Here is a 13,947-nt window from a genome sequence, read left to right as displayed (position 1 = left end):
ACATCCGACTATGAAACTGCTAAACACCTATGATGACAAAGATGAAGCCGAAGAAGCATTGACCAAACTCCTCGGTGAAAAACGACTGGCCAGTGAACGAGATAGCACTGTGGTGATCTACAACCTGTTTGGCCAACCCACCTGGGGTAACTTCCATCGTCTTGGCATGTTCAACTTGCCGGAGCTGCAGAAGATGCTAGAGCAGCGCCAGGCCGGGCATGTCATTGACAAAGCCCGGTACAGCGAAATTTTGAGTATGCTGCGCTATGCCGCACAATCCTTCGAACTCACCATTCCCCGGCATTGGATGTAAAAAAGGCCGGAAAATCCGGCCTTCATTTTTTGCGTTTTACTCTTCAAATTCAGCATTACCAAACTTCAGCATGCTGCAGTTTTCTTTTATAGCTCGCTGTAAATTTGCATCAAACCCTTTCTCAGAGCGTGCATTGATCTCAATGGAGATCTCCACCTCTACACCATATTGGCTGGCAAAATTTTGCACCACCTCGTCCATGATATTAGCAAAATCCATTTTGGCTCTGAGGGCATCAAGTCGCACTGAACCATAAAACCGTGTTTTCTGGCTCTCTGTTACAGTCGGTTGGGGTCTCACTGAACCAGTTCCAGAACCCATGTCCTTGCTGTCATCCGATTCGTCCTTATCGGTCCCATCGCGGCCGTCTTTATCCGGATCAACCCTCTTACGCTCTTCTTTACTCTTTTCAAGGGCTTCCTGCTCCAGCTTGGCTTGATAGCGCAGCGCAACATCCCAGCTAATCAGAACGCTGTTCTCATCCAAAAACAAAGTGGATGATTTGCCAAAAGCAAACCCTTCAAAGCGATCGTCACGCAGACCGGACGCAAAAGCGAAGAAATCGGTACTCTTGACAGCCTCTTCAACAGTTCGACGCAATACTTGGTCATTTACCAAACGAGGCATATACAGGTACTGACAGGCATCCTGCCACACCTTCAATGCACTGACTGACTCTACCCCGTTGGCAAAATAGTATTTTTCCAACAAATTGCGCAGATGAACCGGTGACCACTCTTTGATCAACCACTCCTCTTCAGCTAGTTTACTTTCTATTTCCTGGACTAATTTAGGTGCGCTGGAAGAGATTTGCGACACCTCCCACTCCAGCTGTTTACCGGGATCCTGCAGCGGCGCCAGTAGCCACTTATAAGTGTCGCGGACCAGGCTATCAAACTGCTTCTTCGCCGTATCGCGATTCCCCTTAGCTTGGGTCAAATGCGCAAGATCCTGATTCAACACTCCGTTTTCAATATCGGTAACGATAGAGTGCCAGGCCAGATACGTTCTCCCCTGATCTTTCAAACGATTCAGACTGTCATAATCGGCAGCGAGAAAGAACAGCCGATTTTGTTTCACACGTGGTTGCTCACCACGTTTAAACAAGATCACCTCAGCTGCTTTGAATGCCTGGTTAGTACTGCTACTACGGCTATAAGCAGAAAATGCCGACGGCTCCAGTACCACCAAACGCGGTCCATTGCCGTATTCATCAAGCACATCGCTGGAAGGTGTGAAAACGTGTATCCCAGCAAAACAGTGCTGGGAGCCAAAACACGCAGTCACTGACTTCTTAAGCAGCGGCGTCAACTCTTCACGCTCACTGATTTTACTCTTACGGGTTTCCATTTCCCGACGCAGATTAGGCTTAGTATCCAGCCAAAAACGATCTTTATCGCCATAAAGGTAGGTCAGACGATCTCGCAGCCGAACCAACACATCCTTAAAGGTGGCCACTGTTTGCCCGGGCGAGCAGGCGCCCAGCATAATCCGCTCAGCCAGCAGGCCGCGATGCATCTGATCGCCTGTACTGGGTGCACTACCCAAAAACAGGGTACGCATCACCCTGCGAGCGGCGTGGAATTGGCCAAAACGGGTATCTTGATTATCGATATCTGCCGCTTCAGAGCGCGAGCCATCCACCTCTTTTTCGATGACCGGTTCCCACCCTTGTGGCAGATAATGAATGCTCTTGCCACGCACATTGCTGTCATCAAGGGGCAACGACCCCGGCATGATCAGCGCATCGCGGTTATCCGCGACCCACAAGCGATGGATCACTATCGCCATATATTGCAACACCCCACGGGTGCGCTGAAACTTGTCCAGCGTCGACCAATCCTCATAAAGTCGGTCAAATACCTCCGGGTGGATCGGGTATGACTTGCATAGTCGGTCGTAATAGTGGCTGGATTGTGTTTCGTTCGGAAACTCTTGCGCATGCTGGCGATAGAAGTCCGCATACTGCTGCGCAATACCCTGCACCTGAGCGGCATCACCAGCCGACTCAAACAAACGACGGCGTACAATCTCAAAGGCCTCTTCAGTGGCTACCGGCTTCCATACCGACTCTACCCGAGCAAAATATTTCTCCAGCGAATCCAGTGCCTTCTGCCCCATAGTGCCACCCACTTCCAAGGCCGACTCAGGCAAAGAAGCCAACAACATGGCATTGGGTACCGACTTCATCGCTTCAGTCAATGCCTGAATAAAGGTGATATTGGAGTCGAAGGTTCCGGCATTAAACTGCTTGCCGACTTCCAACTGACGCAAAAAAGCCACCAGCTCATCCATCAACACCACACAGGGTGCCGCCTTGGTCAGCAATTTAACTAACTGCTCTTTGCCCGGTGATGTGCCATCGCGGTCACTTTCCGCCACTAGCTCATAGCCTTCATCGCCCAAAAGTTGCCAGGCTAGCTCCCCCCACAGGGTATTGGCATGGATCACACCGTGCGTACGCGCTTGGCTCACCGACAAGTTAATCCCATCGATCACCGCCACTCGGGCACTGGGTAAATCATGAATCCCTGCCGCATCCAAAATCGGCGGAATACCCTGCAAGCGATCCGTGGTCACTGTGCGTGAGGCCAAGTGATAGACCGCAAGCATAGTGTGAGTTTTACCGCCACCAAAAGCCGTTTGCAGCTGGATCACCGGATCACCGGCCTTGCCTGCCAGCCGCTCGGCGACTGACCCTAATAACAAGCGCATCCCTTCCGTGATAAAGGTGCGGGCAAAAAATTGCTCAGCATCCTGATACTCTGCTGGCGCAGAGCCATTGGCGACCTGAGTAATATCTGCTGCAAATTCCGACTGTTTAAAGGTGCCTTCCAGTACATCGCGATGCGGGCGCGCAATCTCACGCCAAGGTTTCAAACTCATAGTTTCATTATCCCGTTTCAATCCAATTCAATGTTGGTTTGGGGCTCCAAATTTATTGAGCAAAGAGGTGTCGTCGCCTATCGGCTCAGGAATCTTCGACTTCTCATCTTTATAGATCCAGGCTATAGCTTTCCCCCACTTGACCATTGTCGGCCATGGCGCTTTGAATCGCATCCCACGCGGTGACCAATTCGTTATAGGCGCGGGCTTCTTGTGCCCAGCCTTTACGCTCGCAGAGGGTATAGAGTCGATAAGCCAGCGAGCGGATCGCATCGCTCTTGTCTGAGAGGCGCCCCAGCATGGCACCGGCGCCGCTGGCGCCTTCGCTGTTCAGGATCCGGATCAGCTGATGCAGTCCTTCCCATACGGGGGTACGGTTGTCTCGCTCTGGTGCCCAGTCGGTGGGCAGTTCGGTCCATTTGAGTAGTTGCACCTCACCCTGGCCGCTACTTATCACCCCGGCCTCTTGCAAGCCTGCCACGCTGGTGCCCTTGGCGCGAGCTAATACGTCGGCTTCACCGAACTTACCCACGCGCCAACCCTGCTGTTCAAACCAGTGCAGACAGAATTGGGTATCGTGGTCAAAGTCATCTTCGGCCAAGAAGCGGTTAATCAGTTGCAGTGCTGTTTTCACGCTCATCTTGCTGCCATCAGCTTCGAGCACCGCAGCATATTTACTGAAGATGCCCATGCCGGGGCCAATAATGGCTTGCGACAAGTCCACCGGCGCCACCGCTGATTGGCTTATCCCCTGGGCATCGATGCTGCCCTGGGTCATTTCATCCAGCGCCTCCGGCAATACCCGGTTAAGTTCGCGGATAAACTGACGGCGGCTGATGCTATCGGCATTCGCCGCGCGTTTATTGCACACCAGCACTACGCTTGAGGCCAGCGCATTGGTGCCAGAACCGATCATGCGATTGCCCATCTCGGTGCGCATTGGCCAAGTGCCATTAATGGCAAAACCAGCGTCGATTACCGCCTGCAAAAAGGTCTCCCAGCCGGCGCTGGAGGTGCCGTCGGCTTTGGTTTCCGACTGCTTAAAGGCATAGTAGATAGTGACCGGAAACGCCGGGTGGGCCTGCTCGGCCAGTTGTCGAATCGCCTTGCCCATGCCATCTAAAAAGAATGCCTCGGCGCCGTTCTTGCCACCGTGGCGATACGGCGTAGCCACCAGCTCCTCGGCCTTCGGCACCGCAATGGTGGCATAAAGACCGGGAAAAATCGGTCGCAAGGATTTGCGTAGCCAGACATAGAAAAAATCCGACAGATCGGCATAACCGATATTGTCGTAATAAGGTGGGTCGGAGGAAATAACTTTATCTCGGCTAATATTCTGTGTTTGAGCATCAGACTGACTTACTATACCTCGGCCGTATGCTGGCAAATATTCACTTAATACTCGGATGCCTTGATCAAGAGCATTTTCATAGCTACCAGCCGACCCACCGATGAAGTTTGCTTCTGCAAAATCCCAAGTCATGGGGATTGCTTGTCTACCAAAAGTATTTCTCAAACTATCTCGGCTTGAGTCCCACCCACAAATCGATGAGCCTCTGTCACTCATTTTATTGATGCCAAAAGTAAGATACACCCCAACCGCTTGCCCATAGGCGGTGGCGCCGGTTCCACCGGCATCTAGTCCTTGGCCATCGTCCGCCATGCCCGCTGCAAGCGCATCGTCTCGGCAGCGGGCAATGGCATCATCCACTAGCTCGGAGAAAGTGGTCAGCCCCACTAATTGGCGGGAGGTGAATAGATCGCCGTATTTTGCCAAGCCGTAGCTTAATGTCCAAAAGTTACGAGGGTCATCTGGCAACGCATTTCCGGGCCTCCATTGTGGTATGGCACTGTTCGCAACAACTTGATGTTCGCTTAAAGGTGACAAGTAAACTCGCCCTTTCTTACCTTCTGCGACAATTGCCATCAAACGCTGACCTAATCGACCGGCAAGACCTTCGGCCTTAACATGTTTACCCTCGATAGGCGCCTTTGACAGTAGGCACTCAAAATTTGCCCCCCTTGCCAATTTGGTGCCATTTTTTGCCGATAAGGGTGGCGTGCCAACTTTAACGGTAAAGTGGTAGCTATCCCCTTGCACCACTGGCTCGACATAGGCCTCTTTGCCGGTCTTCGAGGAGAGAATAAAGCTTGAGGCCAGCGGCACCTCGACATGGGCAAAAGCCGGGCTCGGGCTTTTCACCGTACGCGCCCACAGCCAGGCAATTACCGTCAGTTCATCACCCAAATAGGGCGCTAAGTCTGGCCGCTCGGCGACCATCGCCTCGGTCACCAATACCTTGGGATAGAGATGACCGATACGTTTCTCGGCCTCATCGCGCATCCAGGCGCCATAACGGCGCACATCTTCGGCCAGCCCCTTGGCCCCCGACCAGTCTTCAAAGGCATCTTTAGTTGCCTTTTTCTTGCTGATTTTATCGGCGACAGGCTCTGGCCCCACAGGTGCTCGGCCGGCAAATTTGGGCGGGATCTCAATCATCGCCTTGTTGATAGTGACAGCCACTGGATTTAAGTCAGAGGCATGGGATTCCAATCCTAAGCGCTGAGCTTCGAGCGGCAGCGCGCCGCCGCCAGCGAAGGGGTCGTGAAAGCCGGGCAATTTGTTGGGGTTAAACAGTTCGGCCGCATCTGGATGGTCTTTGTTAAGGGCGCAGATTTCGCGCCAGCTCTCCATGATGGCCGCGCGCGCCTGATTGAGCACGGTCTCATTATTGGTGTTTTCCCACTTCACCAGCTCGCGCAGGATATTAAACAGCTTCTCGCGCTTTTTGGCCGCCTCTTGCTTGTTCACCCCGTACTTAAAGCCCTCTCCCTGCTGGTAACCAGGGTCGTTCACCATCTGGGCAAAAATCACCGCCCGCGCAGTGGCCAAGGGGCGGCGCGCCCACCATAGGTGCAAGGTGGAGGGGTGACCGTGGCGGATGGATTTTTCCCGCGCCGCTGCGGCGTTGATATCGTCCAGCGGCAGCGCCACTTCAATAAGTTTTTTGGGGGATTTGATGGGGGTCATGATTTTTCCAACATTAAATGGATGCAGCAATCAGTGCGCGAAATGGTGCTAATTGCAAAAATTGGTCGATATCGTCTGGCGCCGTTTTTAGCACAGCAACAGTTTGGGTGAACCATTTTTTCCGTTCACTGACCAGATTGGGAGCCTTATTCAACCCCAGCATGTCACGTGTTTGTACGACTGGGTGACGCTGCCCTCTGGTCAGTGTGGGTATTATCGGTTTCATTTCTTGCTCGCGGCGTTCAATACGCACATCTTCAATCTGAATGGTGGCCGACTTGCCTGTTTGGCTACCCAGATAAAAGCCTTTGACAAAGGGCCATAACGCAATGCGTACTGCATCAAGGATCGTAGTTTTACCCGCGCCATTGGGGGCGATTAACACAGTCAACTGCGGGTGGAATGTCACATTGAGCTGCTCAAAACATCGGAAGTTTTTTAAGCTAACTTGTTCAGTTTTCATAAGCTTCCTTCAGCATCGGTGGATCGTGCCAGCAAATCCGCTAAGTCGTAATTGATGCTCGCCACTCCCAGATCGGGCTCTTTGGTGAAAGGCTGGCGAATGTAATACGGGCCTTCAGCCTTGTCCCCCTCTACCAGCACGATAGCCAGCAAAAATTTGTCTGCCTGGTTAAGGGCATAGAGGATCTCGTTACGGCTGACGGTGATGGTGATCTGTCCTTTGCTGCGGCCTTTCACTTCAATGTGACGATCTTGTGGCAAGGAACCATCACTTTTGAGTGGCGGGCGCGAGGTGAGATCCCATCCACATTTATCCGCTGCTACATCAATAACCATGTGGCCTAACGCTTGTTCCGCATCGGTTACCGCCTGCATCGCAACGCTTTCGATTTGGGCGCGGCTGGCCGCATCGGGGCTAAAGACGACCTCCCCTTTACGTTTGGCCAATAGCCCTTGCGGGATAACCAGAGCACTACCTACCACTACCGGTGTGCTGGAGACCACCTGCTTGAGCGAAATAAGTTCAGCTGTGCGCTGCTGTAAACGGGCGGTGAGTTCATCGACGCGGCGCCGCGCGTTTTCTGGCTGCATTCTGGGCTGCTTGCCAGACTTCACATCATCACTGAGTTTGAGATAGCGGTCTTGCCAATAGTTGATTTCTTTGATCAAACGCTCATGTACTGCTGCCAAGGTTTTGTCTGCCTGCTGCTCACGCCGGGTTTTTACTTCAGCAAAATGCTCTGGCACCAGTTTTTCAGAGGCCAGCTGCAGTGCCAGTGGTTCCAGTGGTTGGGATAACCAAGGGGAGCAGAAAATATCTTGTACTAGTGCCAAGTCTCCCTCGCTGATGGGCACCAAGTCCAAGTGTGGCGCCCAGCCTGCATAACTGGCCTGACAGGCTCTATCTATCGCAACAAATTGCAAGCGGCGGGAGGCGATACTTTTTGCTTGTTCCGCCGTTTCTCTGACCGAGTGTTCCAACATAATGATCAGGCGGGGTTCATCACCATCATCAGCCGGATCAACCAACACGGCGCCCTGTTTCAGTTTGCCGCGATGGGCTTGCAAGGTGAGATCCAGCACGGAATGCATCAGAGGATGCACCGGGTGCAACAGCTCAGCTAACACCTTGCCAGTAGGACGAGTTAACTGCTTTTCGAAGCAGACCCGCTCGTAACGCGGTAGTACCGGCGTACGGCTTTCCCCTATGGTGCGATCTCGCTCGCGGATAACCGCTGGGACATGCCTGATCTCGTATCGGCCTTGTTCGCGCTCGCGCAAATCGCCCCCCAACCTTTGGAAGGCCTCCTGAAAGAAGGCTCGGATAAAAAAGGGCTGCAAACGGCGCGCTTCGGCTTTTTCCATCTGCTCTTTGATGGCGTACAGCCCTTCCATTCCCATGTGGGATTCCACCAGGGCGTTGCGGCGCATGATCTCCTTGAGGTGGTCGCTATCCAGTGCCCCCTCAATTGCTTGGTCCATTCTGGCGCGCACAGCAGGATCTTCACCATAGCGAATAGCATCCATCAGCAACTGTTTGAGTGAAACGTTGTCGAACGCCTCCCCTAATATGTCGAACACCTTGCCACCAAGTGCTTGTTTCTCAATATCTAACTTGGCGAACAGTTTTTGGAATACTTCACCTTCACGGGTTTCATTGGCGACAATGTTCCACAGGTGGCACACCTCTTTTTGGCCAATTCGGTGAATCCTGCCAAAGCGCTGTTCCAGTCGATTGGGGTTCCATGGCAGGTCATAGTTGACCATCAAGTTTGCGTTTTGCAGGTTGACACCTTCACCCGCAGCGTCGGTGGCAATGAGCACCAACACTGTGGGGTCACTGCGAAACTCACTCTGGATTTTACGCCGCTCATCACGGTTGGTTCCGCCGTAAATCACCCTGACAGCGTTTGGCTGGCCAAGCAGATCACTGACTCGCTGACGCAAATAATTGAGCGTGTCTTTATGCTCGGTAAAGATGATCAGTTTACGATGGCTACCATCGCGGTTTTTCATTTCCGGCGAGTCTTGCAGTAAAGCAGATAGCTGTTCCCACTTTTTATCATTGCCTGATTGCACCAGCACCAGAGCTTGTTGCTCCAGAGCCTTGAGTGACTGGATTTCGGCGTCGAGCTCTAATATGGTCTCGGCTGCAGTAGCCTGATCTGCTACTTGCTCAGCATAGAGCTCGTACTCTTCAGCGCTTAAATCTTCATCCAGATCGTCCCAATTATCCGGTAAATCGAGCTGTTTAGTCACTGTATAGCTACCCAGCGTTTCAGCTACACCGGTTTGTTTCGCCTTCTGGCCACGGGCCAATAGCTTCATCTCTGCAAGCTTGTCTTTAAGACGATTACGACGCCGTTTTAACGATTGATAGATCGCCTCCGGGCTGGATGCCAATCGTCGTTGCAATTGCGTTAGTGCAAAGCCAACTGTGTTTTTTTTCTTGTTGTCGAGTTTGTCGGCTCGATTCATCTCTTCTCTCACATAAGTGGTGACCTGCTCATAAAGACTTGCTTCGAGAGGAGAGAGATCATAGTTGGCTGTATAGGCTCGACGCTCAGGAAATAACGGTGTGCCATCAAAGGTCAATAGCTCTTCTTTCACCATTCTGCGCATCATGTCAGTAATATCGACTTTATGGGCGCCTTCGCGAAACTTGCCGTAGAACCGATCACTGTCGAGCAGTGACATCCAGACCTGAAAGTCTTCTTCCTTGCCATTGTGTGGCGTGGCTGTCATCAACAAGAAATGGCGGCAAATAGACCCAAGCAGTTCGCCTAGTGCGAAGCGCTTGGTCTTATTGATTTTGTTACCAAAATAGTTCGCTGAGAGTTTGTGCGCTTCGTCGACAATGATCAAATCCCAGTCGGTATTGCGTAGCTTTTCTTGTAGCTCTTCGCTACGGGAAAGCTGATCCAGACGGCAAATCAAGCGATCGGTTTCGGTAAAAAAATTGCCCGTTGCACACTGCTCCTGCTTTTCTTTGCTGAAGATTTCAAATTGCAGGCCAAACTTTTCAAATAGTTCGTCTTGCCATTGTTCGGTCAGTGAGCCAGGCGATACCACCATAATCCGTCTGGCATCAGCTCGCAGCAGCAGCTCAGAAATGAACAAGCCAGCCATAATCGTTTTGCCCGCGCCAGGATCATCGGCCAAGACATAGCGCAGCGGCTGCTTTGGTAACATATATTCGTAGACGGCTGAAATTTGGTGCGGCAAGGGGTCAACATTGGCCATGTTGACAGCCATCATCGGATCAAACAGCGCGGCCTGTGATATCCGGTATGCTTCCAGTCCTAGTTTGAAATCGCCCCCGTCGGCATCAAACGCCCATGCTCGACCCATTGTCGCGAGCTCAAGTGCCATCTCATCATTTCGAAACAACATGCGTTCTGCTAATACGCCCTTACTGTCTTTGTAGTAAACCGTCAGAGCGTGCTCACCGATCTGCTCCACAGTCACAACGCGAACCACTTGTCCTTCGACAATGCCGCGGACCTGAGCATCTTTCTTGATCTCTTCGAGCTTGAGCATGTTGTTCCTTAGTAACTTGCTGGTTTATAAACCGGTTTTCGCGAAGTTGAACGATATTAGAGCTTGTAGGTATCGAGCCCTGCAAGCTTTAGTCGAGTAGTCAGATTACGCATCTTGCTGAATTCAGTACCAAGGCTCTCTTTGAGCCCAACCCCTTCACAAAACTCCCGCGAAGTCACGTGTTTAAGCTCATCAGCATATTTGAGCATTTGCAGATGTAGCTCGACTGTATATTGGTTGCGAGGTGCAACTGACAAGGCTTGCTTGATCTGCTGATAGATCTCTTGTTCAGACACTAATGACTCCAAGTAAACTAACACAGCTAATTTAGCTAAATTAGCTACTGAATACAGTCAGTGCAAGCATCATCAACCTTTGACGTCATTCACCTGACAGTTTTTTGTACTGCTGATTATTCATTACTCAGTAAACATTCGTACCTTCCCTAAACCTCGCGCAAATCAAGTGATCATTTCCCCATCAACTACGAGGGAGGCCTACTATCATCGGTACGCTTCAGACGGGTCAACGTATCGATTCTGCAAACTGTGTCGTCAGACGTTCGCAGATTACCTTGGCTAACCCCACGCCAAGTAACCCGCTTTTCGGTTTTTGGGTTGCTACTGTACACATTGCCCAGCGCAACTTCACTGTAAGTCGTGCTATCACTACTCTTGATGTTACCCAAGGCATTGCAGTGCCAAGCGGCCCCATTGGCAATTGTCTGAAGCCTTGAAGACTCAAAAGCAGGTATTAGGCGCAGCTATTTAGCTGAATGGACAGAGAGACATGCAGTAAAACTGGAGTTTATCCAGCTAGGTAAGCTTACCCAAAATGTTTTCATTGAGTATTTTAACAGGACATACCGTACAGAAATACTCGATTTTTATCTGTTCATAGTGCTGAATAAAGTGTGGGCAGTACGGAGAGATACCAACAGCGCCTTTATTTGGCCGGAACCTCCAAAAATCATGGAACTAAAATAGGTCTATTTACAAAATGACCTTCTCTCTAAAACCACATAGTTTGGAGATTGCAAGGGGAATCACTGCAGCTATCGCGATAATACTGTAGGATATAGTTTTTCCAGTATCTGATTATGAATGATTAAAGAAACAGCTTTACTAAATATAGGTGGATGATTTAGTGATTTTTTGGAATAAATTGAAATACGCTATAACAGCAGAAAACAGAATGATATAGAATATTCTACTATCACCAAAAGAATGTTAATATCAAAGCTATCCATGACTTGAGGTATGTAAGTTCAATTCTCCAGTTTAATATTTTGGTTCATACAATATAGGAATGAATGATGGAAAAGGATTTGGCTACACTTATAGTTGAACGTGATATTCTAAAACATAAGCATGAACTGGAACAGTTACGTGAAGAAAATGTTCGGTTGATGCAAAGAATAGAAGATAAAATCGATAATGCAAAGGCTGAAATTACTGATAATGCTATAACTAAGACAATGAACATTTTGGATAAAACACGTTCATGGCTGCAGTATGGATCTGCCCTTTTTGCTGTGTTTATCACTGCCGCAGGGTTTGTCGGTTATAACAGTATTAATAAAGAGTTAACAGCTTATTATAAAGATACTGTACGCCATTGGCTTCGCTTTGAGGATAATGATAGTGGGGGAGGGCGTGTTCTGGATGAATTAAGAACCAATGCATTATTAGATTCCCTAACACTTAAATATGAGAGAGATAAAGCACAGTCAGGTATTGCAAGTATTACATTAAATAACTCTGAAAAAAAACGTTTAATGTCTCTAGTCCTGGATCCAAAAACTGATGAGCGCCAATACAGAGATGCATTAAGGTTGATAGTATGGAGTCGTGGGGTTTTTGGCCTGATGCTTGAAGATGATATCGGGAAAGAAATAACGGGTATACTCGGTAATTCTGAGTTTAGCAATAGTAAAAAATTAGATGTTTTAGAGTATATGAGTAAAGATCGCTCTCTTTTACCTTGGTCATTAAGTATACTTAACGATAGTAGTAATCGATATGATGAAGGTATTATAATGTATTCCTTTAGAAATATAGCTTTGTTTGATAAAGAGCGTGCCCGCCAATTTGCCCTGGAAAATATAAATTCTATCCGTGGTGATCAAAATCGCATTGAATTAGCACAATATTTGATAAAAATTGGTGATGATGGGTCTTATATTGATGATTTAATCAATTTTTTAAAAAATAAAAAACAAGATGATTATTATAGAGATAGATATAAAGAAATAATTATAGCACGCGTAGAAAAGAGTTTTTCTGAAAATGATGACGATGTTGAATCATCTGCGGATTACGTATCAAATATTATTGATGAAGGCCTTGAAATATCGCTTGGAAATGTTTTTGACGGAATGTCTAAATATTACTTTTCATTGAATGGGTTTTCGGTAGTTATAAGTAACCCTGAAGCAATAATGGGAAATAATAAATTTATCAATGCTATAATCAAGACAAAACCTTTGACTATTGAACGATTATCTAAAATGACGCTTTTTTTTCAGAGTCTGGATAGAGGTCAATTGATAACAACGCTGATGATGAAACCATCATCAGATACTATGATTACATTTGAGGATAATTCAATGATAACAGGTGGAGATGTGTTAGATTATATTTGGTTACGTGTTGAACAGAGGGCCGGTAAACCAACTTTGATTTCAACCTGGAGAGGTAAAAATGGAAGAATAAATGAGTCTGTAGCCTCAAAAATAATAAGTGGTGAAAGATCGTGCTATTATATTGATTTTAATAAACAGCAGCTTTTGCGTTATACATGGAAGAGAGGGATTAATGAATTAGAATATTTATAATTTTGTATCTGTGATCTGAATTGATATCTTTTTCAGTGGGGACGCGTATTTATGAAAGAGCTTTAGATTGACTATCCAAACCCCAGACAAACTTGTCATCAGGTCGATGATGCTCGCAAAATATCACCTGATCAAGAGGAGTGAGGCGATACACTATCGATGTCACTTTATCGCTTGCCGTTATTTCAGAAAGCCTCTGGTTAAAGGAACCTGACCCATGAATGAACTACCTGACACGCTGCCGCGCGAGTACATCATCAAGGCCATTCACGCCTATGACTCGGGCTTCTCGCATCGTTTCAAAGAGGCACGACTTTATGAGCTGGAATTTCAGGGGCGACGCTATCCATCAAAAGCTATTGCCGGAATTGCGGCGACGCTTTTGACGGGCAAAGCGTTTACCCCTCAGGATTTCTCCGGCGGTATCAGTTCGAAATGCGTTAGATTATTGACTGAGCAAGGTTTTCACATTGTTCAGGATAAAAATCGTGCTGCGGTGGTGAGCGACACGATCTTCCCTGAAGAACTTGAGGCGCAAACTGAATATATAGAAGGGGCAACGACTCTGGTGACTGTGAATCGCTATGAGCGCGACCGCAATGCCCGACAGGCAGCGCTTCGCCACCACGGCTATCAGTGCAAAGTGTGTGGCATCGATATGTCAAAGGTCTACGGTAAGATTGCCGAAGGGTTTATCCATGTTCATCACCTGGTCCCTCTATCGGTAATTAAAGAAGACTACCGCCTTGATCCCATCAATGACCTGATCCCCGTGTGTCCAAATTGTCATGCTATGTTGCACCGGCGCATGCCGCCGTATACCCCAGAAGAACTGAAAAATATGCTGTGCTGAAAGCTCAATAAAGGCGCCCGCAGGCG

General features: G+C 48.8%; 8 protein-coding genes and 1 pseudogene. 4 read left to right on the top strand and 5 right to left on the bottom strand.

What is annotated here, in order from left to right:
* Positions 1 to 10 precede the first annotated feature (10 nt).
* Entirely contained in the window at positions 11 to 313 is a 303-nt protein-coding gene (locus OGY33_RS23680) for a hypothetical protein (RefSeq protein WP_191238899.1), read from the top strand.
* A gap of 36 nt (positions 314 to 349) precedes the next feature.
* Here OGY33_RS23680 and OGY33_RS23675 read toward each other — a convergent pair whose 3' ends face one another.
* From OGY33_RS23675 to OGY33_RS23655, 5 genes are all read right to left on the bottom strand, one after another.
* On the bottom strand, positions 350 to 3,199 hold the full coding sequence (locus tag OGY33_RS23675) for an ATP-binding protein (protein WP_191238898.1): 2,850 nt from the start codon (positions 3,197 to 3,199) through the stop codon (positions 350 to 352).
* A 109-nt stretch (positions 3,200 to 3,308) separates the two neighbouring features.
* Positions 3,309 to 6,230, bottom strand: a complete 2,922-nt coding sequence (locus OGY33_RS23670) for a DUF1156 domain-containing protein (protein WP_191238897.1) — start codon at positions 6,228 to 6,230, stop codon at positions 3,309 to 3,311.
* Positions 6,231 to 6,243: 13 nt separating this feature from the next.
* Positions 6,244 to 6,693, bottom strand: a complete 450-nt coding sequence (locus tag OGY33_RS23665) for an AAA family ATPase (RefSeq protein ID WP_262411186.1) — start codon at positions 6,691 to 6,693, stop codon at positions 6,244 to 6,246.
* Complete coding sequence (locus OGY33_RS23660) at positions 6,690 to 10,232, bottom strand: helicase-related protein (protein ID WP_191238896.1); 3,543 nt, start codon at positions 10,230 to 10,232, stop codon at positions 6,690 to 6,692. The genes OGY33_RS23665 and OGY33_RS23660 overlap by 4 nt, the downstream gene beginning before the upstream one ends.
* 56 nt (positions 10,233 to 10,288) lie before the next feature.
* Positions 10,289 to 10,528 carry an HTH-like domain-containing protein gene (locus OGY33_RS23655; protein WP_025368503.1) on the bottom strand — a complete coding sequence of 80 codons (240 nt, stop codon included), beginning with the start codon at positions 10,526 to 10,528 and terminating at the stop codon, positions 10,289 to 10,291.
* Between the two features lie 471 nt (positions 10,529 to 10,999).
* On the opposite strand from OGY33_RS23655, the pseudogene OGY33_RS24630 reads away from it, so the two are divergent.
* The 3 genes and pseudogenes from OGY33_RS24630 to OGY33_RS23640 form a co-directional block, all read left to right on the top strand.
* Positions 11,000 to 11,146 (top strand): annotated as a pseudogene (locus OGY33_RS24630) (integrase core domain-containing protein); the annotation flags it as partial.
* 401 nt (positions 11,147 to 11,547) lie between these two features.
* Positions 11,548 to 13,068 (top strand): hypothetical protein, encoded by a 1,521-nt coding sequence (locus tag OGY33_RS23645; protein WP_286572417.1) that lies wholly within the window; start codon positions 11,548 to 11,550, stop codon positions 13,066 to 13,068.
* A 217-nt stretch (positions 13,069 to 13,285) separates the two neighbouring features.
* The gene (locus OGY33_RS23640) at positions 13,286 to 13,921 is read left to right on the top strand and encodes an HNH endonuclease (protein ID WP_191238894.1); all 636 of its coding nucleotides are present in this window, start codon (positions 13,286 to 13,288) and stop codon (positions 13,919 to 13,921) included.
* The last annotated feature ends 26 nt before the right edge of the window (positions 13,922 to 13,947 follow it).

The organism is Citrobacter sp. Cpo032 (genome assembly GCF_030332975.1).
GTDB lineage: Bacteria > Pseudomonadota > Gammaproteobacteria > Enterobacterales > Enterobacteriaceae > Citrobacter > Citrobacter portucalensis.
Note: the sequence above shows the minus strand (reverse complement) of the source record. Positions and strands in the feature narration are given on the sequence as shown.

Bases quoted from the DNA above. Each gene is read 5' to 3' on its own strand.
- OGY33_RS23670 (WP_191238897.1), bottom strand. From the start codon at position 6,230: ATGACCCCCATCAAATCCCCCAAAAAACTTATTGAAGTGGCGCTGCCG.
- OGY33_RS23660 (WP_191238896.1), bottom strand. From the start codon at position 10,232: ATGCTCAAGCTCGAAGAGATCAAGAAAGATGCTCAGGTCCGCGGCATT.
- OGY33_RS23645 (WP_286572417.1), top strand. From the start codon at position 11,548: ATGGAAAAGGATTTGGCTACACTTATAGTTGAACGTGATATTCTAAAA.
- OGY33_RS23640 (WP_191238894.1), top strand. From the start codon at position 13,286: ATGAATGAACTACCTGACACGCTGCCGCGCGAGTACATCATCAAGGCC.
- OGY33_RS23665 (WP_262411186.1), bottom strand. From the start codon at position 6,693: ATGAAAACTGAACAAGTTAGCTTAAAAAACTTCCGATGTTTTGAGCAG.
- OGY33_RS23675 (WP_191238898.1), bottom strand. From the start codon at position 3,199: ATGAGTTTGAAACCTTGGCGTGAGATTGCGCGCCCGCATCGCGATGTA.
- OGY33_RS23680 (WP_191238899.1), top strand. From the start codon at position 11: ATGAAACTGCTAAACACCTATGATGACAAAGATGAAGCCGAAGAAGCA.